31 protein-coding genes are annotated in these 21,450 nt (G+C 50.9%); 3 read left to right on the top strand and 28 right to left on the bottom strand.

The features are described from left to right. Window positions 1–5: 5 nt before the first annotated feature. The 7 genes from KCG43_RS19150 to dusA form a co-directional block, all read right to left on the bottom strand. On the bottom strand, window positions 6–767 hold the full coding sequence (locus KCG43_RS19150; RefSeq protein WP_192017788.1) for a phosphoadenylyl-sulfate reductase: 762 nt from the start codon (window positions 765–767) through the stop codon (window positions 6–8). Continuing rightward, window positions 760–2,451 (bottom strand): assimilatory sulfite reductase (NADPH) hemoprotein subunit, encoded by a 1,692-nt coding sequence (gene cysI, locus KCG43_RS19145; protein WP_192017787.1) that lies wholly within the window; start codon window positions 2,449–2,451, stop codon window positions 760–762. Before cysI ends, KCG43_RS19150 begins: the two co-directional genes overlap by 8 nt. Beyond that, window positions 2,451–4,271 (bottom strand): assimilatory sulfite reductase (NADPH) flavoprotein subunit, encoded by a 1,821-nt coding sequence (locus KCG43_RS19140; RefSeq protein WP_218386914.1) that lies wholly within the window; start codon window positions 4,269–4,271, stop codon window positions 2,451–2,453. Before KCG43_RS19140 ends, cysI begins: the two co-directional genes overlap by 1 nt. 166 nt (window positions 4,272–4,437) lie before the next feature. Beyond that, window positions 4,438–4,671: a thymidylate kinase gene (locus KCG43_RS19135; RefSeq protein WP_192017785.1), complete on the bottom strand. Its 234-nt coding sequence runs from the start codon at window positions 4,669–4,671 to the stop codon at window positions 4,438–4,440. Window positions 4,672–4,782: 111 nt separating this feature from the next. Continuing rightward, window positions 4,783–5,439, bottom strand: a complete 657-nt coding sequence (locus tag KCG43_RS19130; protein ID WP_192017784.1) for a TIGR04219 family outer membrane beta-barrel protein — start codon at window positions 5,437–5,439, stop codon at window positions 4,783–4,785. Window positions 5,440–5,568: 129 nt separating this feature from the next. Continuing rightward, a complete protein-coding gene (gene pspG, locus KCG43_RS19125; RefSeq protein WP_192017783.1) occupies window positions 5,569–5,820 on the bottom strand; it encodes an envelope stress response protein PspG in 252 nt (83 codons plus the stop codon). 221 nt (window positions 5,821–6,041) lie between these two features. Next, window positions 6,042–7,070, bottom strand: a complete 1,029-nt coding sequence (gene dusA, locus KCG43_RS19120) for a tRNA dihydrouridine(20/20a) synthase DusA (RefSeq protein WP_218386912.1) — start codon at window positions 7,068–7,070, stop codon at window positions 6,042–6,044. 84 nt (window positions 7,071–7,154) lie between these two features. On the opposite strand from dusA, the gene KCG43_RS19115 reads away from it, so the two are divergent. Continuing rightward, window positions 7,155–8,234, top strand: coding sequence for a site-specific integrase (locus KCG43_RS19115; protein WP_218386911.1), 1,080 nt, complete (start codon window positions 7,155–7,157; stop codon window positions 8,232–8,234). Window positions 8,235–8,288: 54 nt separating this feature from the next. On the opposite strand, the gene KCG43_RS19110 is transcribed toward KCG43_RS19115, so the two are convergent. From KCG43_RS19110 to KCG43_RS19020, 20 genes are all read right to left on the bottom strand, one after another. Further along, window positions 8,289–8,954 (bottom strand): hypothetical protein, encoded by a 666-nt coding sequence (locus KCG43_RS19110; protein ID WP_218386910.1) that lies wholly within the window; start codon window positions 8,952–8,954, stop codon window positions 8,289–8,291. A 338-nt stretch (window positions 8,955–9,292) separates the two neighbouring features. After that, the gene (locus KCG43_RS19105; RefSeq protein WP_155804952.1) at window positions 9,293–9,430 is read right to left on the bottom strand and encodes a hypothetical protein; all 138 of its coding nucleotides are present in this window, start codon (window positions 9,428–9,430) and stop codon (window positions 9,293–9,295) included. Next, window positions 9,427–9,843, bottom strand: a complete 417-nt coding sequence (locus KCG43_RS19100; protein ID WP_218386909.1) for a hypothetical protein — start codon at window positions 9,841–9,843, stop codon at window positions 9,427–9,429. The genes KCG43_RS19105 and KCG43_RS19100 overlap by 4 nt, the downstream gene beginning before the upstream one ends. A 9-nt stretch (window positions 9,844–9,852) precedes the next feature. Further along, on the bottom strand, window positions 9,853–10,248 hold the full coding sequence (locus KCG43_RS19095) for a structural protein (RefSeq protein WP_255558101.1): 396 nt from the start codon (window positions 10,246–10,248) through the stop codon (window positions 9,853–9,855). Further along, complete coding sequence (locus tag KCG43_RS19090; protein ID WP_218386908.1) at window positions 10,235–10,582, bottom strand: hypothetical protein; 348 nt, start codon at window positions 10,580–10,582, stop codon at window positions 10,235–10,237. Before KCG43_RS19090 ends, KCG43_RS19095 begins: the two co-directional genes overlap by 14 nt. Next, entirely contained in the window at window positions 10,579–11,076 is a 498-nt protein-coding gene (locus KCG43_RS19085) for a hypothetical protein (RefSeq protein ID WP_218386907.1), read from the bottom strand. Before KCG43_RS19085 ends, KCG43_RS19090 begins: the two co-directional genes overlap by 4 nt. Further along, on the bottom strand, window positions 11,069–11,890 hold the full coding sequence (locus tag KCG43_RS19080; RefSeq protein WP_218386905.1) for a hypothetical protein: 822 nt from the start codon (window positions 11,888–11,890) through the stop codon (window positions 11,069–11,071). Before KCG43_RS19080 ends, KCG43_RS19085 begins: the two co-directional genes overlap by 8 nt. 4 nt (window positions 11,891–11,894) lie before the next feature. Continuing rightward, window positions 11,895–12,353: a hypothetical protein gene (locus tag KCG43_RS19075; protein ID WP_161442356.1), complete on the bottom strand. Its 459-nt coding sequence runs from the start codon at window positions 12,351–12,353 to the stop codon at window positions 11,895–11,897. Window position 12,354: 1 nt separating this feature from the next. Then, window positions 12,355–12,624, bottom strand: coding sequence for a hypothetical protein (locus KCG43_RS19070; RefSeq protein ID WP_218386902.1), 270 nt, complete (start codon window positions 12,622–12,624; stop codon window positions 12,355–12,357). Further along, window positions 12,621–12,803: a hypothetical protein gene (locus KCG43_RS19065; RefSeq protein WP_027253759.1), complete on the bottom strand. Its 183-nt coding sequence runs from the start codon at window positions 12,801–12,803 to the stop codon at window positions 12,621–12,623. The genes KCG43_RS19070 and KCG43_RS19065 overlap by 4 nt, the downstream gene beginning before the upstream one ends. 3 nt (window positions 12,804–12,806) lie before the next feature. After that, the gene (locus KCG43_RS19060; RefSeq protein WP_218386900.1) at window positions 12,807–13,073 is read right to left on the bottom strand and encodes a hypothetical protein; all 267 of its coding nucleotides are present in this window, start codon (window positions 13,071–13,073) and stop codon (window positions 12,807–12,809) included. Between the two features lie 9 nt (window positions 13,074–13,082). Further along, window positions 13,083–13,982 carry a major capsid protein P2 gene (locus KCG43_RS19055; RefSeq protein WP_218386899.1) on the bottom strand — a complete coding sequence of 300 codons (900 nt, stop codon included), beginning with the start codon at window positions 13,980–13,982 and terminating at the stop codon, window positions 13,083–13,085. A 2-nt stretch (window positions 13,983–13,984) separates the two neighbouring features. Beyond that, window positions 13,985–14,110 carry a hypothetical protein gene (locus KCG43_RS21470; protein WP_255558100.1) on the bottom strand — a complete coding sequence of 42 codons (126 nt, stop codon included), beginning with the start codon at window positions 14,108–14,110 and terminating at the stop codon, window positions 13,985–13,987. 126 nt (window positions 14,111–14,236) lie between these two features. Continuing rightward, window positions 14,237–15,019: a hypothetical protein gene (locus KCG43_RS19050; protein WP_218386893.1), complete on the bottom strand. Its 783-nt coding sequence runs from the start codon at window positions 15,017–15,019 to the stop codon at window positions 14,237–14,239. Then, window positions 14,982–15,500 (bottom strand): hypothetical protein, encoded by a 519-nt coding sequence (locus KCG43_RS19045; RefSeq protein ID WP_218386891.1) that lies wholly within the window; start codon window positions 15,498–15,500, stop codon window positions 14,982–14,984. Before KCG43_RS19045 ends, KCG43_RS19050 begins: the two co-directional genes overlap by 38 nt. After that, window positions 15,466–15,984 carry a hypothetical protein gene (locus KCG43_RS19040; RefSeq protein WP_218386889.1) on the bottom strand — a complete coding sequence of 173 codons (519 nt, stop codon included), beginning with the start codon at window positions 15,982–15,984 and terminating at the stop codon, window positions 15,466–15,468. Before KCG43_RS19040 ends, KCG43_RS19045 begins: the two co-directional genes overlap by 35 nt. Next, a complete protein-coding gene (locus KCG43_RS19035) occupies window positions 15,977–16,285 on the bottom strand; it encodes a hypothetical protein (RefSeq protein WP_218386887.1) in 309 nt (102 codons plus the stop codon). The genes KCG43_RS19040 and KCG43_RS19035 overlap by 8 nt, the downstream gene beginning before the upstream one ends. Before the next feature lie 4 nt (window positions 16,286–16,289). Then, on the bottom strand, window positions 16,290–18,065 hold the full coding sequence (locus tag KCG43_RS19030; RefSeq protein WP_218386885.1) for a replication endonuclease: 1,776 nt from the start codon (window positions 18,063–18,065) through the stop codon (window positions 16,290–16,292). Next, entirely contained in the window at window positions 18,065–18,253 is a 189-nt protein-coding gene (locus KCG43_RS19025; RefSeq protein ID WP_192015895.1) for a hypothetical protein, read from the bottom strand. Before KCG43_RS19025 ends, KCG43_RS19030 begins: the two co-directional genes overlap by 1 nt. 9 nt (window positions 18,254–18,262) lie before the next feature. Continuing rightward, window positions 18,263–18,517: a pyocin activator PrtN family protein gene (locus tag KCG43_RS19020; RefSeq protein ID WP_218386882.1), complete on the bottom strand. Its 255-nt coding sequence runs from the start codon at window positions 18,515–18,517 to the stop codon at window positions 18,263–18,265. A 134-nt stretch (window positions 18,518–18,651) separates the two neighbouring features. Between KCG43_RS19020 and KCG43_RS19015 the strand changes: the two genes are divergently transcribed. Further along, window positions 18,652–19,260: a S24 family peptidase gene (locus tag KCG43_RS19015; RefSeq protein ID WP_218386880.1), complete on the top strand. Its 609-nt coding sequence runs from the start codon at window positions 18,652–18,654 to the stop codon at window positions 19,258–19,260. A gap of 63 nt (window positions 19,261–19,323) precedes the next feature. Here the strand turns inward: KCG43_RS19015 and KCG43_RS19010 are convergent, their stop codons facing one another. Continuing rightward, window positions 19,324–20,196, bottom strand: a complete 873-nt coding sequence (locus KCG43_RS19010; RefSeq protein ID WP_218386878.1) for a hypothetical protein — start codon at window positions 20,194–20,196, stop codon at window positions 19,324–19,326. A gap of 804 nt (window positions 20,197–21,000) precedes the next feature. On the opposite strand from KCG43_RS19010, the gene KCG43_RS19005 reads away from it, so the two are divergent. Next, complete coding sequence (locus KCG43_RS19005) at window positions 21,001–21,378, top strand: hypothetical protein (RefSeq protein ID WP_192017371.1); 378 nt, start codon at window positions 21,001–21,003, stop codon at window positions 21,376–21,378. The last annotated feature ends 72 nt before the right edge of the window (window positions 21,379–21,450 follow it).

Here is a 21,450-nt window from a genome sequence, read left to right as displayed (position 1 = left end):
CCGGATTAGATGCCTGAACCGTCGCTCTCTGCATCATCCTCATGCAGACCACATTCCCGCTTCAGACCGAAGAAACGCGTTTCTTCTTCTTTCATGCCCGGTTCCCACTTCACTGTGGTGTGGACATCACCGACAGAACGATAGCCTTGGGCCAGCAATGGATGATAAGGCAAATCGTATTTCAGCAGGTATTCATCAATGTCCTGTTCTGACCAATCGATCAGCGGCAAGAATTTGAATTTACCGTTCTGAATAGCCAGTACCGGCAAGGTTGCACGGGAGGACGACTGCTCCCGGCGCAGGCCAGAGAACCAGGTTTTCACCTCCAGCTCTTCCAGTGCGCGGCGCATCGGCTCAACCTTGTTCATTTTGTTGTACTGCTTAATACCATCAACGCCCTGAGTCCACAGCTGGCCGTAGCGTGCTTCCTGCCAGGCCGGACTGAGCTCTGAGCGATACACCTTCAGATTCAGCTCCAGCCGCTCGGTCAGAAAGTCGACAAACTGATAGGTTTCAGGGAACAGGTATCCCGTGTCCGTCAGAATCACAGGCACATTAGGTGACTCCTGAGTCACCAGATGCAGCATGACCGCAGACTGGATACCAAAGCTGGAAGCCAACGCAAAGTTGCCATCCAGAAATTCCAGCGCCCAGCGAACCCGCTCCTGGGCTGTCATCTGCTCCAGCTCGGCGTTAATTTCCGCCAGCCGAAGGATCTGCTCCACTTTGGTGGCACTCAGCAAATCCGCCAACGCATATTTAGGCATAAAAATCCCTCACAGAGACTTCAACAGGGGCAATAATTCCGCTACGGATAGTAAAGTCACCAAAGCCCTCACCGTCTTCACGCTCTTTCGCCCAGCGGCCCACCAGTTGATCCAGTTCCGTCATGATTTCATCAACAGTGATATTTTCACGGTACATCTTAGGAATGCGTGTCCCGTTAATATTGCCGCCAAGGTGCAGGTTATAACGACCCGGAGCTTTACCCACCAGACCAATTTCCGCCAGCATGGCGCGTCCGCAGCCATTCGGACAGCCGGTCACGCGCAAAATAACGTGCTCGTCTTTGTCCAGACCGTGTTTCTCCAGCAGACCTTCAAAATCGGTGACAAATTCCGGCAAGAAACGCTCGGCTTCTGCCATCGCCAGCGGACAGGTCGGTAGCGACACACACGCCATTGAATTCTGGCGCTGCACGCTGACAGCGTCATCAATCAAACCGTGCTCGCGGGCGATCTTTTCGATCGTCGCTTTATCTTCTTTGGCCACACCGGCAATGATCAGATTCTGGTTAGATGTCATGCGCAGATCCCCTTTGTGGATCTTGGCAATCTCAGCCACACCGGTTTTCAGCGGTTTACCCGGATAATCCAGAATTCGGCCGTTTTCGATGAACAGCGTCAGGTGGAATTTACCGTCGATGCCATCCACCCAGCCGATACGGTCACCGCGATCAGTGAACTCGTAAGGACGGCTGGCTTCGAAGGTAATGTCGGCACGTTTCTCAACTTCCGCCTTGAAGACATCAACACCCACACGGTCCAGGGTGTATTTGGTTTTCGCGTTCTTACGGTTAGAGCGGTTACCCCAGTCACGCTGAGTTGTCACCACTGCAGCTGCGACATCCAGCGTTTTGTCCAGTGGTACGAAACCAAAATCATCTGCACGACGCGGATAAGTCGCTGTATCACCGTGTGTCATGGCCAGACCGCCGCCCACCAGCACGTTAAAGCCAATTAGCTGACCGTTTTCGGCAATAGCGACAAAGTTCAGGTCATTCGCATGCACGTCCACATCATTTTGCGGCGGAATCACCACTGTGGTTTTGAATTTACGCGGCAGATAATTCGAGCCCAGGATCGGTTCCTGATCCTGATGCCCTTCCACTTTTTCGCCATCGAGCCAGATTTCCGCATAAGCACGAGTCTGAGGCAGCAGATGTTCACTGATCTTCTTCGCCCAGTCATACGCCTGCTGGTGCAATTCTGACTCCACCGGGTTAGAAGTACACAGCACGTTACGGTTTACGTCACCGGCGGTGGCAATCGAGTCAATGCCATACTCGTTCAGAGTCTGGTGCATCAGCTTAATATTCGGCTTCAGCACACCGTGGAACTGGAATGTCTGGCGGGTAGTCAGACGAATACTGCCGTACATGGTTTTGTCTTGCGCGAATTTATCAATCGCCAGCCATTGTTCCGGCGTGATGATGCCACCCGGCATACGGGCGCGCAGCATGACGTTCTGCAAAGGTTCCAATTTCTGCTTCTGACGCTCCGGGCGGATATCGCGGTCATCCTGCTGATACATACCGTGGAAACGGATCAGCTGGAAGTTATCAGCCGTAAAGCCACCGGTAATACGATCCTGCAAATCCTGCTCAATGGTCCCGCGCAGAAAGTTACTCTCGCGTTTCAGGCGTTCGTTATCGGACAGTTTCTCAGTCATTAGTACACATCCTTCTGGTAGCGTTTGGCTTTACGCAAATCATTCAAATACAGCTCGGCATCTTCGCGGCTCTTGCCGCCCTGCTGCTCAACAACAGTGATCAGTGCGTCATGCACATCTTTTGCCATCCGGTTGGCATCACCACACACGTAAATATGTGCGCCGTCTTTCAGCCACTGCCAAACTTCTGCCGCATTTTCCAGAATACGGTGCTGGACATACACTTTCTCAGACTGATCGCGGCTGAAAGCCACATCCAGTCTGGTCAAAATGCCGTCTTTCAGGTACTTCTGCCACTCCACCTGATACAGGAAGTCCTGGGTAAAGGTGCGGTCACCAAAGAACAACCAGTTTTTGCCTTCAGCATCACGGTTATCACGCTCCTGCACAAAAGCGCGGAAAGGCGCGATACCTGTGCCCGGACCAATCATGATCACCGGGGTATTATCATCTGCCGGCAGTTTGAAGTTATTGTTATCTTCAACAAACACACGAACATTCACGCCTTCTTCCAGACGGTGCGACAGGAAGCTGGAAGCACCGCCAAAGCGGCTTTCTTCGCCCTGCTGATATTCCACCAGACCGACAGTCAGGTGCACTTCTTCACCCACTTCTTCCTGGCTGGACGCAATGGAGTACAGGCGCGGCGTCAAACGGCGCAGCAGGCCTTGTAACTGCTCAGTGCTCAGCTGGGTTTTCTTCTCGGCAAAGACATCAATCACCTGAGTGTTCGCCGCGTACTCACGCAGCTTGTCTTTGTCTTCCACCAGCTTCTGCAGCTTCTTACTGCCAGACAGTTCAGCGAACTTGGTCACCAGCTGCGGGTTAGAAGCGGTAATTTCGTATTTGTGAATCAGCGCGTCTTTCAGGCTGTAGGCTTGGCCGTCCACCTCAACGCTTTCATCACCGGACAGACCCACTTTCGCTGCCAGCGCTTCAGCCAGGGCAGGATCATTGTCATACCAGACGCCCAGCGCATCGCCCGGCTGATAAGTCAGGCCGGATTCACCGAGATCGATTTCCACATGGCGGACATCTTTACCGGAATCACGACCGGTAATTTTCTGGCTGACCAGCAGCTCTGCCGCATACGGATTTTGCTTATTGTACTGAGACACAGCCGCCGTCGCGTTTTGCGCCACGTGCAGCTGAACCACTTCGGCATCATTGCCGCCCAGCAGTTCTTCCTTGATGGTCTCTAGCGCTTTAGCGCGCCACTCGGCGGCCGGGGCATCATAATCAACATCACAGTCGATACGATCCACAAAAGGTTTGGCACCCAGCTTACTGAGGTAGCTGTCAAAATCTTTGGCAGTCTGGCAGAAGAATTCATAACTGGAATCCCCCAGGCCCAGCACGGCATAGCTCAGATTCGGCAGCTTAGGCGCACGCTTGGACTGCAGGAATTCATGCAGCTCCATGGCGTCATCCGGCGCTTCACCCTCACCGTGGGTTGAAGCCACTATGATCACATGGGTTTCCTTGGCCAGGTTCTTGCCTTTGTAATCGCCAGAGGCAAACACGTCAGCCTGGATACCAGCCGCAACCGCTTCTTCCTTCAGCGCCTGAGCAACGCCTTTGGCGTTACCCGTCTGCGAAGCATAAATAATGGTAAGTTTGCCAGCCGGTTTCGCTGCCACAGCGGCGATGGGCTGACCGGCAGGCTGATGGCCCGCCGTTTGGGTTTGACTTAATCCCCAGAAATAACCGCTAATCCACGCCAGTTGCTGTGGTGACAGCTCTGCGACTGTCTGTTGCAGCTGACCGATCTGCTGATCATTGAGAGGGCTGGCTAAAGCCGAGAGTTCCTTAAGTAACATGACACGACGATCCCTTTACATTGCGTAAGGGTAGATTAGCTACTCGACGAAATAACAAGAAAGAATAGATAAGAATGTTTTATAACTTTTTGGAAGAGAAAAGCAGGAGGTAAGAAAATTAAGCGGCACAAGGACGCCCAATCCGGGGGATCAGGCGCCACGGCATTCAGAAATGATCGGCAATACGTACCTGATGAAAACCCACTTCAAAAGCACGCTCAGTGGCAGTGTCTATGTCCCGGTAGCACTTTTCACTGCCTGAGCCGTCAGTCAGGGTGACAAAGCCACCACGGCGATGACGAAATTCGACCACCCAGCCGTTGGCCTGTAGTGAAGGTTCAATCACAGCTTCCACTATTTCGCTTTCCGCATACAAACGCTGTAACTCGGTAATTGTCATCTGCCTGATTCCTGCATCAATGCCCACTTTAAAAATGGCCTATAACTCAGCAAACAGGCAACAAAAAAGCCATGCGTTTAGCATGGCTTTAGTTCAGCAGTGATAGGCCAATCAGAAATCGACTTCAACACCGGCAAAAAATCCGTCCAGCTTCACTTTGCTGCCGGCAGGATTATTGATCGCATCAAAATCGTAGTCCATCACACGGTATCCGCCACGCAGATTCAGGTTGGCCGCCACCAAAGGAATGGTGAACTTCATACCTGCTTTAGCATCAAGCGTGCTGGTATCATCGAAGCTGCCAACGTTACCTTCTACAAATACCGCCAGCGGTGTCATAGGAATACCGACTTCAACATTACCGTAAATCGCCGGCTGCCACTCATCATCAAACGTCTGCATGTGACCTTGCGCGTTATACTCGCCGTCGCCGAATTTAATCAGAGACACACCCACATCCACGGCTACCAGATCGTTATCCAGAATCTCGTAATACAGAGTAAAGTCTGTTTGTTTAAATGCCACCGCATCCGCTTCTACATTGGCATAAGCAATACGTGCGTTTGGAATCAGTGGAATAAAATGTTCAAACGAGGCATAAAAAGATGGAATGGTTTTATCGCCACCGTCTACTGCATCGTTAATTTCAGCGCTGCTCATCCAGGCATCCGCGCCTACTGTGCCGCCCAGCAACATATCAGCCTGAGCAGGTACCGCTGCTGCAATTGCCACTGCTACGGCCACTGCTGAAAGCATGTTTTTTTTCATTTCTGAGTCTCCGCTCTTTATCATTGTGCTTTGATTTTTCTGCGCCAGACTATACCAGATGCAATGTAAGAAAACTGCATTTCATCGCCGGGAATCAGGGATTTGGCTCAAGCTCACTTTTTGAACACGCTAATATTTGCGTCTATGCATATCACGTGGCCGCGACGAGCGAATCGACGACTCGCGACGGGCTCCGCGGTACAGCCAGACAGCAACCGCAATCAAAATAATCCATGGCAGCAGTTTAATCACCACACCTAATAAACCCGCCAGCGCCATTACTGCAAAACCGGCCGCTATCGCGATAACCATACCCATCAGGCTGATCCCTGTCATAACCAGCACACCGGCAAACACCAGTAAAAATAAAAACTCTACCATTCCAATCTCTCCAGTCACATCATAGGTAACAGAACCCGTTCTGCCCCTTCCTGCTTCACTGCAGGTTAACTGCAGGTTTCGGGCCAACATTCAGCTATCAAACAAATACTTATTTTTCAGAAAGATACAAAAACGCCGCGTTATCAGCTCGCGGCGTTACAGGCTAAGTTAGCAAATTTGACGATAACGAGTGGTTAAACTCACTATATCTTGCAGGCTAATCACACATCCAGATGGGCGGGAATCTTATCCAGCGCTTGCTGAACCACTTCTATGCCCGAACCCGGCTTGTGGGCATTTTCGCTGATGTGCCGGCGCCACTGGCGTGCGCCCGGCATATTCTGGAACAACCCCAGCATATGCCGGGTAATGTGACCCAGATACGAACCGTTCGCCAGCTGACGCTCAATATATGGATACATAGCTTCAACCACCTCGCGGCGTTTTTTGACAGGACACGCACTGCCGAATAACTGCTGATCCAGCTCCGCCAGCATATACGGATTCTGATACGCTTCGCGCCCGACCATCACCCCATCAAGGTGGGTCAGGTGTGCTTCGATCTCGGCCAGCGTTTTCACCCCGCCGTTAATCGCCATGGTCAGGTGCGGAAAATCTTTCTTCAGCTGATACACTCGCGGGTAATCCAGCGGCGGAATTTCACGGTTTTCTTTCGGGCTCAGGCCGCTCAGCCAGGCTTTACGGGCATGAATGGTGAAATTATCGCAGCCGCCTTTTTCAGACACAGTACCGACAAAATCTGCCAGGAACTGATAGGAATCCTGCTCATCGATACCAATCCGGGTTTTCACCGTAACGGGAATATCCACCACTTCACGCATGGCCGACACGCACAAAGCCACCAGATCCGCCTCGCCCATCAGGCACGCACCAAAACGGCCGTTCTGCACACGATCCGACGGACAACCGACATTCAGGTTCACTTCATCGTACCCGCGCTCCTGCGCCAGCTTGGCACAATGCGCCAGATCCGCGGGGTTCGAGCCGCCCAGCTGCAACGCCACCGGATGCTCTTGCTCGTTAAAGCTCAGAAAATCACCCTTACCGTGAATAATTGCCCCGGTCGTCACCATCTCGGTGTACAGCAAGGCGTGCTGCGACAACAGACGATGGAAATAACGGCAGTGACGATCCGTCCAATCCAACATAGGCGCCACGGAAAAGCGGCATGAGGGGTGATCGCCAGCGAGGCCGTGATTTTCCTGACTTTTATCAATAGTTAGCGTCATTCTGAATTTCCTGTGATCTCATTGAAATTGCCCGAATTCCGTTCTACAGTACCCCTCAAAGTACCCCTTTCAGAGTAGGACAACATGGCCTCATTCACTATCGAAAAGCGAGAACTCAAAAGCGGCGAACTGCGGTACAAAGCAACAATCTTCGTTAAACAGCAAGGCCGCATTATACATAGGGAATCGAAAACTTTCAGAAAAAAGGAGCTGGCCCGTACCTACGGCCGAAACAGGATCAGCGAAATAGAATCACAAGGGGTACTGAAAGATAAACCAGTCCCCCTGGGGGTACTGCTGGATAAGTTCATACTCAAAGAGAACTTATGGGAGAAAACTGGTCGTACAAAACGCTACGTCATCCAGATGCTACGTGACTGTGACATTGCGCGAGTGTTAAGCGACGAACTCAGAACCAGCGACCTGATTGAGCATTGCGAGAACAGAAAGAAAGCGGGCGCTGCCCCGGCAACCATTTACCATGACGTGGCTTACCTGCGCTCTGTCATGAAAAAGGCCAAACCAGTATTCGATATCAAAGCCAATCCAGACATCTTTGAAGAAGCTGTACCAGTTCTGATTGAAATGGGCTTAGTAGGTAAAAGCCAGAAACGTACACGCCGCCCAACGGATAACGAGCTAGAGCGATTGAAAGAAGGGTTAAAAGACCGCCAAGAATTCCGTAGTAACGGGCCTACTCGTATTCCATTCACTGACATTCTGGATTTCAGCATTCTGACCTGTATGCGCATTGGGGAAGTTTGCGGGCTACGCTGGGAAGATCTCAATGAGGAGCATAAAACAGTGCTTGTCCGGGATCGCAAAGACCCACGCAAGAAAGAAGGCAATCACATGATAGTGCCGCTGCTGGGTGAGTCCTTTGATATTGCTATGAAGCAAGATAGAAGAAATGACCTGATCTTTCCATACAACCCGCGCAGCGTCACAGCAGGCTTTCAACGCGTAAGGAACAGCTTAGGGATTAAGGATTTACGTTACCACGACCTACGCCGGGAAGGTGCCAGCCGTTTGTTTGAGAAGGGATACAGCATTGAGGAAGTGGCACAGGTGACGGGGCATCGAAATCTGAACATTCTTTGGCAAGTGTATACGCAGTTGCACCCGCATAAATTGCATGAGCAGTATAATTCTACTGCTTCTTAATTTCAAAGCCCTATAAAAAGTTAAAGCACCCGAAAAAGGTGCTTTACTTAATTTTTACATTTTTATGAGTTGACTTAAGTCTCTCTTGGATATCATAAAAACTCGACTACGATAATTATCATCGTTACCCCAACCTACCGAAACATATGAATCGACAAACTCATCGTATGTATCAATAGACTCAATCTTAGGTACTAACGAGTCATCAAGATTATCTAAGTCAATGTAGTAAACAAACTGCTCAGGAACAGATATTGCATCAGCAATCCTCTCCATCCAGAAACGCTTACCATCACTAGTTTGCTGCTCATCTGTAATCATGATGTCATGACTATCTAAAAGATGATTGAATATTGTCCGTGGAAAGCCTGTTACAACCGCCCTATGACGTGGGTCAAAAGTACGCCAAACAATTAGTTGGGTACAATTTTTACTAGCAAGATAGGCATTTGGAGCATTTCGAACCAGCATTTTGACTTTATATACAGTTTCTGGTTCTTGACCGTCAGCCACTAAGCATATGGTTTGCTCCATACCTTCTGCGGCTGGCTTTTCTGCACCAATCAATAACCTGTAACCATGCGGAACCACATACCCAGGAACTGCGAATGCTGATGGGCCGTTTTTCAAGAAAACGTTGGTTTCAATTTTGTTACTAGCTGATGTGGTGAGTTTCATATCAAAACCTGCTGTATCATCATCTGGTATCAACTGAGGCACTTTTATCTCACTTTATTATGTTTTTTATGCTGTTATTTTTTGATTTTTTTTTTATATCTTTAAACTCATACTAATACTTCCACTTCAATAATGCTACACCCAGTTACCCTAAATTTCCCTTAATTGCCCCCGTTTTACCTTCATTATCTGTCTCATTTTTAAAGCAAACACAACGCCCATTGCTCAAATAGCAGACAAAACCCGCCTTTTAGGCGGGTTACTTTCACACACTTTAGCGCTTCCGCTTCTTCACCGTCGCATTCTTCGCTTTCACCACCCGACCACCTTTCGCGAAGCGGTAGCCTTTCTTCAGTGTGCCGTTACTTTTCAGTCCTGTCTTAGCCATGCTTTTTCCCCAGTTGTACGTTCGTTTCCAGTATTGTTAGGCGCTTGTCCTGCTTGTACAGTACGATGAGCAGCGCGATCATGGTGGGCGGTAAGCCCATTGCGGTCAGTTGTTGCAGTATCTCTATCAAGTTGGTTTCCCTCTTAATTTGTGTGAGAAGAATTCCAGCAGGTAGCGCACCATGGAGCGCATCCCCAGCACGTCGACGACGATAGCCCCGACCACATACCAGTAAGGCTCTGGAATGCTGCTGAGCGCCTGAAAACCTGCATCCACATACACCGCGTAATCAGGCCAGAAGCACAGCACTAAGGGCGTAAAGACAACCAACAGGATGAATTCATCTTTCCAGCCCCGGCCCTTGATACTCAGCTCGTCCAGATTGGCGGCTTTCTCGTCGCCGTATTCCAGCCGTTTTAACCTAGCGGTGTGTTTGGCCTGCTCCAGTTCGTCTTTGCGTTTCAGGGCTTCGGCCTTGTTGCGGCTGTGCTGCTGCCATGCCGTCACCCCGCCCGTGATCAGATTCAATAATGCACCGAGCATCCTTCCCCCTTATGCCGCCTGAATGCCCGCATTGAGCATCTTGACGCTGTAAGGCTGCATGCCGTTCTCGTGGCGGATAATCAGGGGCACGATGTCCATGGTTTCCGCTTCTGACAACGAGGTGTCAGGGGAGACGCCCAGCGCCCCGGCGACGTGGTTCACATAAGCGCTGGTGTCATTTTCAACAGGCGGTGCCCAACGGTTAATGATGCCGCGCACTGTGGTCAGGCCGTGCAGGTTGCGATAGGTTTTCAGCGTTCGCGCCAGCGCACGGATGCCGTTTTCCGGTCTGTCGAAGATGACAAAGCGGCCATCGTTACCGACGCGGCCACGCCATGCGGTGCCGTTGTCTTCGATATTGCCCGGATTGTTGTTGCGGATGCCCCGCGGCTTATACATCGTCATTGCTGCTAACCCCATTACCATCAGACTCAATATCAATAAGATCTTGTTGCTGCTCATTGCGTGCCGCTTCCTCTGCTGCGTGTTGTTCGGCCATGGCCGTGACATAGCGTGTGTGCTCGTCAATCAGCCACCCATAGGCGGCGTTAAACACTGTGCTGTCGATAACCTGATTCGGGCGGTTATCCGTGTATTCGATATGGCCCAGCCCGGTCAGGGTGTTGAAATCAACCGCCCATTCACCTTGCCTCATGGCATAGCCGCCGATGTGTCCCAAGAAGGCCGGCACACCATCAATGACGATGAGCTGATCTTGTGTGACTGCTGTAATTCTCATAACTTCATAATCCAAATGACGGCCACCGATTTTTGACGCACATCGACGTGACCGTGGTTGTGTGATTGCCCGCTGCCCGGCGTGCTGACATAGGTGCTGGCGTTATGCAGCCGTAAACCCAGTGTCCGCGGTGAAGAGCGTCCCGTCTCGGCGTACGCACTCCAGCCGTTATTCGGCACCGAGCGATTCGCCACCCCCGCATTACTAATGCTGGAGATTTGAAAGTTACTGGTGCGCTGATAGGTCATGGACGAGCTGGGAAGCTGATTGGATGACAGGGTGTGATTGCCTGTCGCCCGGCTGTCTGTCCCGAATGTCTGATTCGGACTGTAAGCCCGGCCCGCACCGACCATCGCCCGGTCGCACAAGTCCGGTGTGCCGTTCTGACCGTCACACAGCACCCAGCCCAGCGGGATAGATTCAAGGGTGCCGTTGTGGATCTTGATATCACCGCTTTTCCAGCTTCCGCCGCCGCCACCGTGTAATCTAGCCATGGCGCACCTCTGCCAGCGTCCGAACCGTGGCCCCTTCCAGCGCATAGGCATACACCGCCGCCCCGGTATCCAGTGTCATGGATTCCCCAGCGGCAATGTAAATCCCCGTCTGGTTATCGACACCCTCACCCCCGACGAACAGGGCTTTGTCTGTCTGTACCAGCACAGACTGGCGCGTGTTGTCCGCCTCAATCAGCAAGGTGCTGACGGCAGGGTCTAACGGTTTGGCTGCACTGGCGAGCGCATCACTGCGGGCCACCGCAACCAGACCGCTGACCTGCTGCACCTGCGGCAGATTACCGATAGTGACTTGACCATTAACGGTCTGCACCGCGGGCAGGTTGGTGATCGCCATTTCCCCGCTCACTGCCTGCACCTCAGGCAAATTGCCTACGGTGATCTTTCCGCTCACAGGCTGCACCGCGGGCCAGTTGGCAATAGACACAGGCGTAACAAACGCAACGGGCACGGTCTGCTGAATCGCATCAATGGTCACGGGTTCGCGGATGCTGTGCACCTCCACCGCGCCACTGATTGCCACCGCGTCAGATTGGGTGTTCACCGGAATATCGGTTAACTGGTACTTGAGCGTGACCGCCGTGCTGTGGTGGTTGTACAGCTCAATGGTCTCAAAGCCACCTAAAGGCACCACGTCATTTTTCTTCAGCTCCGTGCCAAGCTCCCGGTTCTGGGTTTTCGCCAGCAAGGTGACGGTATGGGAGCAGTCACGGATTAACAGGTACTGACTGACAGCCGAGATGATCTTTTCTCCGGCCTGTAGCTGTACTTCGATGATTTTCTGTGTCTGATACATTCCGCTACCTCTTAAGAACCACAACCAGCAGCACCAAGCCGATGACCGCCGCAAAGGCCATCATGACCTGGGTGTTCTGTCGTCCTATGTCACTGGCCCCGCCTGTGTTGGCGCTGGCATTGATGCTGTTCGCCAGCTGCATGGACTGCGAGGCCAGATTGCTCTGGTTGGAGGCCATGCCGCCAAGGGAACTCAGCGCCCCGTTGAAGGTTTCCAGTCCAAAACTAAACGCATCCGTCAAGGCGCTGTTATTCGACGCTAACGCATTCGAGCCAAGGGTCATGGCATCACTGGCCATTTCCCCCGCGGCCTCCATGGCACCGTGGTCAGTCATGGTGACGCTGCCATCAATGCCACTGAACATCATGCCGTTGTTCGCACCGCTGACGCCCATGCTGTTGGAGGTGTTAACGCTGTTGTTGATGTTGCTGTTCGCACTCTTTTTCGTACTGAATAAGCCCATATCAGCGCCCCCTCAGGTAGAAAAACAGCAGCACCATGGCCGCGATTGCCACCACTATCATGGTGTAATTCGGGGTTTTCGCCCCGAAGGTCACGCCCCCCGCCTCGAAGTTCATTTCAACCGGGCCGTTGGTGGTGGTCATTGGCCCGCTGTCACTCACTGACTCCAGCGCACCAAGTGCCCCGGACATATCCATGCCGGGAAAGCCCATACTGGCCCCGGCGGCGGTTCCGGCCAGACTGGCTAAACCGCCAGAAGATGATCCGCTCACAACGCCCCCTTCTTACGAAAATAGAGAAAGGCCAGCACCAGCACGATGACGCCCACGGCTATCACACCTGCACTGAGATACTTAGTGCCATCTGCAGCGGTATAGCCGAGGGAGCCGCCCACAAGGGCGCCGCTGCCCCACAACACACCACCGCCGATTAATAGAGGTACTAAAGGCATTGATTACCTCCGCATTAACAAAACGATGACCAACAGCAGGACAACCGCCCCGCCGATGATCCAGCCATAATGGAAAGACTGGGGGCGCTGCTGGGTGACTGTCGCCGTGTTGCCCGTTTCGTTGGCGCTCGGATCTTGGGTGCTGTTCGGTGTCGGCTTGCTGTCGAGGTAATCATTCCACCAACCGCCCGCAAACTCCGTCGTGTCTTCCCACGCCCCGCCCAGCATTTCACTGCCTTTGTCCACCGCATCATTAAGCCAATCCAGCATGTTGCCCCCTTAGCCCTTGACCTGTGCCGCCGTGCGCTCAACGTCCAGATATTCAGTAATCACGGTGACGCTGCCCGCGGGCTTATGGGTCTTGAAGGTAAACAGCAGCTCTTTGGCACGGGCCGTCGGGAACATTTCATTGCGGATAAAGCCGCGCATCAGAAAGTCCAGATGGAACATGCCGTCCTGCCACATCAGATCGTTGCGGTTCGCCATGTAACGCTCACGCCAGGCGGTGGTTTCATAGGCCACGTTGTCATCGCGCTTGATTTCCAGCTCGTCGATAGCATCCGTCATGAAGTGCATGCGGCGAATGCTGCGCTTCATGTCGTTCGGCAGGGTGTTAAAGGTGTTAGTGCCCTGCGCTGGCATATCAATCTGCAAACGCTCCAGACGCGGCAGATACATACGCAATGCCTGCGGCTTGTTGGTTTCGGCAATGACTTCAAGAGTCGGGCTGTCCGGGTCGCCTTCCTGCTTGGCCGCAATATCGACCTGAATCTGTAGCGACTCGCCCAGCATGGTGACCAGTGAGGTCAGCTGCTGGCCGTCTTTGAGCTTCAGGGACAAATCGGCAAAAGACACGATAAAGACCTGTTCACCCTGCGGGGCGAGCGCCGCGGGCACATCCAGTTGTTTGTACTGCTCCAGCGTGCGAAAGAAGGTTGCCGGAATACCGCTGATAAAGGCGTTACTGTTCAGGCGGAACGTGATTTCCAGCCGTTCTAACGGCAGGTTGGTGTTAAACATGAACGAGTCAAACGTCTGGCCTGTCGGGATCGTCAGCGTTGAACGACCGTTATAAGTCACACCGCTAAAACTCGACAGTTTGAGCTGCTTCACCCCTTCGTATTTGTAATTGGCTAAGGCTTGCGCCTGCGCTTCTGGCGTTACTGCTACTACATTCATGATTAAAACCACCCGTCGCCGTAAATTGTTTCTTTCAGCGTCTTCAATGAAGACACGTTATTGATCACCGCAATGATCAGCAAAGTGACCACCACAGTGATCAGCATGACTTTGTGCTCTTTCTTCATAGCGTTCCTTTGTGTTGTTGGTTGAACCATTAAGGTGGTGCTATGAAAACGACTTTTAGGCAGGTTGGAAATGAGGAGAAACCTATAGGTTAGGCGGGTAACCTATAGGTTTAAACGTGACGGGCGTCACGCTGATTTTTTGCTGTTTTTCCGATAGCTCAGGGCCACTTTGCGGCCTGTCTGGCAGTTCAGTGCCCCTTTCTGGTAGTTCCCTACGCCGTCCTCGACGTGGATGAAATCTGCGATCGGCTTGTTGATTTCCAGCTTGTTCACTTTGGCCGAGCGCAAGGCGGCAATGTCTGCCACCGGCACGCTCTTCGCGTCAGACAGATACTTGGCATCATTCATTGAATTGACCGCGCACAAATACCATGTCGGTGACTGGGTGGTGATGGTTTTCGGCACTTCCTGCCCGCGCTGAAACACGGTGGTCACTATGCCGCCATACTGGCGGGCACCGCGTAGCAGCTCCCCGGTTTTTCCTTTCAGGGTGCCGGACGTGGGCGAGCAGGACGCCAGCTCTTCGATGCAAATTTCCAGCGGGGCTTTGCGGCCATCGAGCACCGACCACGCCGCCGCTGAGAAAAATTCCAGCTCCTCAAACACCAAGTCAGCCGGGATATAAGCAATTTTAAAGGCGCTGTTTCCCTGCCGGGCTTTGACCAGCGCTTTGAGGAAATCCGCCTTTGAGTGGAAGCCTCTGACCTGCTGGCCCTGAAAGGGTTTCCCGGCGTAGTTTTCGTAAGGGTCAAAGAACACCGCATGTGCCTTGGCGGTGATGAATTTTGCATGCTTGACCAGTGAGGTTTTACCGCTACCGGTGCCGCCGATAATCACCCGGTGCAACGGGTCTAAGTGGGTATTGGAATTCTTAGGCCGCGGCAGGTTCAGTGCTGGCTTTTTCGCCATTGTCCACCTCCTGCTGTGCTTTCTCGTCTGCCAGTTGGGCGCGCTTCTCGGCCCTGAGCCCTTTCACCTGACGGGCCGTGACGCCACCCAGTCCAATGACCGCCACCAAGAACAGGATCTCTTCTTTGTATTGGCCGAGCCAGTTCAACCACGTCGCCCCGTGCTTTTGCATCAATGGCCCGGCGGCTTTTAATACCTTGGCCTTGGCTTTCTCGTCATATTCAAAGTCCAGACCAATCGCGAAGGTGATCGCCTGCTCAGACAGGACAAAGCCCAAGTCCAGCAAATCAACCGCGGCTTCTGCCGCGTCTTCATCGTTGGCGGCGTCCTGCGCCATGGCGTTATCATCCGGCTCAGGTACTTCCTGAGATTCAAGTTGCTGAATCGCCGCGCCCCAGTCCGCCCAGTCATCCGCCTGGGGTTGTTCTTCGACGAGATCAAACGCCTCAATTTGCTGCAAATTTTCCGCTGTTGCTGTCATCTTTTTTACCTTTACACAGACCAATTAAAATCATTACCAGTACAAATAACCCGACTAACCACGGATACAGGGTTTTCCACGCGATTGTCGGGACGTTTTTCTCAGGTTCGGTTAACGCTGGAAGCCCGTCCTCACTGGTTTGGGTAACGCTCTGGCTAACGCTTTGAACCGAATCCGGAACCGTTTCCTGAACGGGTTCCCGAACGGGTTCGCTAACAGATTCCTGAACGGTTTGAACAGGCGCATCACCCAGCGCCTGAACCGTGTCTACCTTGTGCTTTTCAATGTGCTCGTGCATTGACGTGCTGTTTGTACTGTTCCCGCACCGCGGGCAACGGTAATAGAGTTTGCCAATATTGCGCGGGTTCTTCGGCGGCTCGCCGGATTCCATCAGGCGGTGCTCCCCGGTCATGTGTACCGTGCAGACCTCGCCACACTCGGGCACCGTGCAGCGGATATAGCCGCGGGTCGGGTTCTTACTCATTCTCGCCCCCTTCCAGCACTGCCAAGCGGGCTTGTACTTCGGCCCGGTAACCGGCACGGGCTTTCGCGCTGATCCCGTCGAGCATTTCCAGCTTGTCAAAGAAATCACCCGGCAGGCCGATAGCCTCCAGACTCAGGGAGCCGCCGCTGAACATCACGGCAGAGACCTTTTTCACCAGCACTTTCATATCCAGCGCTTTGAGTTTTTCAATCTCGCCTTTCACCTCCACGGATAAGGCTTCCGCCGTATCAATGGCTTTCTCGGCGTGGCGTAGCTGCTGGGCGGTCATGGTTTCAATCATCAAATTATCCTCGGGTCACAATTAAGCGGTTATTTGCCAGTTTGAGCTGGCAATCTTTGTCTATTGGCACTTTGGCCCCGGCCAATATGGGTTTAATCAGGCACTGCACCCCGGCATGGCTCCATCCGGTCACCTGTTTTAAGTGCTCTCCGAGCACGGGGTTACAGTTATTTTCAGTGCTCCAAGGGGAGCCGCTCCGCGACTCTAACAGCGCCCCTAACTCAGACTTTTTCACTAAACGGTAAGTCTCGTTGCATGTCGAAATGAAGGTGCTCACCCCTTCAGAGATCCAGTGAAAACCAATGGCTTTTTTCACGATCTCACCGTACTGGTTCTGTTTTTCTTCATAGGCAAGCTGGGCATCAGCGGCGAGCTGGCAAAACAGCGCCCACTTAGAGGAATCCGCCGCCTGTCGCAGCGCTTCGAGTTTGGGATCAATGCGGGTTTGTTCTTCGGTGGCCCGGCGCAGATGACGCCACAGGGAAACAGGCTCACCGCCGAACTGCTGAAACTGGCGGATACGGTGAACCGAGGCCCACGCACGAACGCGAAAGGCGCTTTCTTCAGCTTCGGTGTCCGGCATGTGCTTGCCGTTGATGTTTTTCGAAACGTACTTCGCGATATAGGCCGTGGCACCGCCCTTAGCCGGGTCGGCTTCCTTGACGTCAAAGCGCGGGGAAATGTCGTCTCCCAGCTCGGCTCTGTCTTCACTGGTCGCCACGCCGGAAATGATGTTAATCAGGGTGTCTTTGTCTTTCGGATCGCAGAACAGAAAATAGTGGCCATGGCTGGTGCCGTCCTTGTGCGGCTCCGCCACGCGAAAACCGAAGTAGTGAATATCTTCTTTGGCAATCAGGGCACGGGCCTGCGCCCATTGCTGCATCAGATTGCTATGGCCTTCTTTGACCGTGGCCCCGTTCCACTTGTTAGAATTGCGGTGGTACTTACTCGGCAATGTCCACGTCAGGAACAAGGCGGTATAACCTAAGTCCTGCGCCAGCTCTTCAAAGCCGCGGGAACGTACCATCATTTCAATGCGGCGGTTTTCCGGGTTGGCCGTGGTGCGTTTGATCACCTCGACAAGGTCGAAGTGCTCCCCGGTGGCCTCGTTGTACACCGCGGTATTCTGAATGAAGCGTTCCGCTTCACGCTGCTTGTTCTTCCAGTTTTGGAAAGACGGATAGGAAATATATTTCGACTGGTGCCCCTTGTCGCCGACGCGCTCAAGGGCAATCTGAGCGTACTCAATGTACTGCGCCCGAAGGTGTAACAGGCGGCGCTCAATCCATTCTTCAGACTGCATTTTCAGCACTGAAGCCGTGAGTTCTTGCTCGGCCCGTTCTTCTTCCATCTTGTCGCCCGGCATGACTGGCGGGTTAATGGAAATGGCGCGGATATTCTCAGCCAGCACAGAATAAATGTGCTTCATGGCCTCAAGAAAACTGTCAAAAACCTGCGGGTCAATGTCTTTCATTGCCTGCATATTCTCATCAGCAACCAGACGGGCCAGCTTACGCACGGCCTCGTCTCGCATCAGAATGTTGTGGCTCAGACGCTCGGCGTTGACCTTGTTGCGACTGTCGACAAAAGAAAACTTGTTTTCAATGAAGGGGGCGACTTTCAAACCGAACTTGACCGCCTCATCACTGAAGCGGTCAAGGTTGTCACGGGTAGCCCCGCCGCGCTGCTGGCGGCTGGCTATCTTGGTGCGGATATCCTGACGGACGACTTGCGGGAGACGTTTTAAGAAATGACGAGTAAAAACCGTACCGTGTTGCATTACTCATTGACCTCATAGCAGCCTGTTGGCGTGCATGTGTAGTTCATCGGGCGGGGTGTGTAAGTGCGCTTTCTTATCCCGTGCTTTTCCCGCAACTTACCCAGCAGGAACACAGCACGCTGGCGTTTCTCTGGATCAGGGCTGACCATGCCAGCCATATCCGGGCAAGGGGCGTGTATAGGATCCATGCATCCCCCTTAACCGTGCACCGAACGCCATTCCGCTTGCGCTTCTGCGTATTTCTTGTCGATGTGGGCCGCTAAGTCCTCAATTTTGATCATGGTTGGGCAACGTTCTGAGTCACGCAATTTGAAGGTCGGCACCGGGAAGTCACAAGCCTTAGCCCTTTGTTCGGCAGTCTTTGGCGTGACGCCAAAGAACTCTTGTGATACCTGCTTCAACTCGACGATTGGGCTTTCAAAACGGGCAAATAAAGCAAAACTAGTGTTCATAGATCCTCCATGTAGTAAACTTGGAGACATTTAGGGCAATCCAAACAACCTTAAATATCCCTCAATGACAACAAAGGGAATTATTGAGGATCAAAGAGAGCAAATCAACCCCATAAATACACCAGGAGATTGAAATGGGAACTTTTGAGGAACAACTTAAGGAACTGAAGAAGCTCACCAACACTGCCAAGAACGTAGATCTGGCAAGGGTTTTAGGTAAATCCCCAAAGACCATTTCTAACTGGAAGTACCGTGATCACATCCCTGAAGATATTTTCATAAAAGCGAGACAGATATCACAAAATGGGGTAATCGCTCCGCCAAGAGGTTATGTACATTTGGATTTATATGAAGTTGAAGTGAGTGCCGGACACGGTGCCTTAGTGGTGAGTGAAGAGAAGTCCAGTGACATCGTATTCAGCGAGACATTCATCAACAACGAGATAGGCGTAAACGCAAACAACATTTTTCTAATGCCAGTCAAGGGCGACAGTATGTACCCTACGCTCAAAAATGGCTCTTTGGTGATGGTAAACCGAGTGGATCAGTACACGGGAGATGGGATTTACGTTTTCCGTTTTGATGGTCAGTTGATGGTAAAGCGTCTGCAATTTTCAAAGCATGGTCTGTCAGTCACTAGTGACAATGACAATTACCAGCCTTGGGAACTAAGCAAAGAAGAAGTCATGAGTAGTGATTTTGAAGTGGTTGGTGAGGTTGTTTGGTCTGGACAGCGGATGTAGTTACTATTGCAAAGGTTTATATAAACAGTCAACTAATTCAAAAGTTGACTGTTTCATTAGGACTTATATATGTATACTTTTAATTCCTTTGTAATCTCTGAACCTTAGCTCGTGACCATGGGCGTAATTACCAGCCGTGTTAACATACTCAGCAATAACATTCTGCCTAGTATTCAAATAACCAAAATACCAATACCATTGATTAGGCTTAGCAAACTTTACTACATTAACGTATTGGCTCTGGAATATATCAATTGATATAGACAAATCTGGAAAAGTTGATAAATCTATACTTTTCATTTCCAGCAAAAAATTTTTATCGTATTCAAGTATAATATTCCAGATATCTGACATTTTATCATTTTTATTTACAAAACCAGTTTTTATAGGGTTTCTGATATCATTCAGAACAAATTGATTATCCTTTCCACCTACAGGAAAACTCATTTTTGACAAAAAGTTATGTGTAAATCTTTCTCGTTCATACTCATCTAATTTGTTTATTTCAAATTCTTTGCTATGAGTTCTATTAATTAAATAGATACAGTCATCTCTTTGCATGAAGTCTTGCATTAAATGAGAGAATTTTCTCACAGTGAATATTTTCTTTCTTTCCTCTGGGATTGCAACAACAAAATAATGAAAAATACAAGCAGCAGCGATCGATATCAACAAGCTTTCTACTAATTGAGAAACTTCAAAAATAGAAAGTATTAAAATGGCATTACAAAAACATATCAAGGTCAAATTGTTCGATTTATCTCTCACTAAAAAAACCTTAAAAAATTTAATTACAAATTTTTTAATCCACCTCAAAATTATAAACTCTTTCTTATGCGTATTCCGAACGAAAAAGAAGTTATTTTGATCTAAAACTAGCCTAGGATATTTGGTAACAACATACAATAAAGCATTAACTATCAATATCCATATCATTTGAAACCTTCCTGTGATAAGTGGGCCACTAAGTAATTCTAAACTAAATAATCAGCCATAAATGTTATGCAATGCATGTTTCTATGAGGACATATTTAACGATTAATATTGAAAAGACATCTAGGAAGGTAGTATGTTACGGATTCGGTACGTATATTGTGCACGAGCCCAGACAGGGCGCTAATTGTGCGCATTATCCAACATGGGGGCCACAGAAAAGCGGCATGAGGGGTGATCGCCAGCGAGGCCGCGATTTTCCTGAGTATTTTCAGTGTGTAGCGTCATTCTGAATTTCCTGTCACTTCAATTGAAATTGCCCGAATTCCGTTCACTGTACCCTCGCAGTCCCCTTCCAGAGCAGGACAATCTCGCCTCATTCATCGTCGAAAACGACATCGAAAGCGACAACAGGCGGTACAAAGCAACTATCTTCGTTAAAAAGCAGGGGCGTATTATACATGCAGAATACAAAATGATCAGGAAAAAGGCTGTAGACATGCCCGCACTGACCATCGATGAGTACGTGGGTTACGCCATGCAGCAAAAAGAAGAAACGAGCTGAGATTTCAACATAACCCGCGTATCAGATCAGCTTAGGGATTGAAATCTTGCGTTACCGCGGCCAATACTGGGGAGAGGCCAGCCGTCGGCTGTTGCTGTATTTCTATTACGTCGGTTTCGTTTGTTTATAAACTTACGTGTGATTTCACACAATCGGTAGTGCCTTTTTCAAAATCCTGTCTATTGTTGTTATTGCATATGATGTGTACATAAACACAAACAACAACGTCAAGGAGATTCAACATGGCTGGACAAATTACATTTTGGGAAGGAAATGGCGGCACTCAGGATCAAGTGGGTAATACGCTAAACGGCAGTCAAAACTATAATATCGACTGTAAAAGCGGTGATCATGGTTTTTCAAATGACGAAGCACGTTCCCTGAAACTTCAAAATATTCCAAGCGGCATTACCATCATAAAAGTCTACGACAGCCCATCCGCGTCTGAGAGTGATGACTGGGCTCGAATTACAGTGATAGGCCCGGTTGCTGAAGCAACAATAGGCACCTTTAACTCAGGTGGCGAGTATGCCGGAGGGAAAGTGAGATGCGAAAGCTTTTATCACAACGGTCTGGATGGCAAAGTCTCGAAAATATTTATCGACTACATTCCGATGTAATCACGGTTTTAAGCAATACAAAAATTAGGTTAAAAGCAACAGCCCCTGCTGAGATTGGGGCTGTTTCCCTTC

The organism is Photobacterium sp. WH24 (assembly GCF_019204055.1).
Lineage (GTDB): Bacteria > Pseudomonadota > Gammaproteobacteria > Enterobacterales > Vibrionaceae > Photobacterium > Photobacterium arenosum.
The sequence above is the reverse complement of the archived record's forward strand: the minus strand, read 5'-3'. Positions and strand labels throughout refer to the sequence as shown.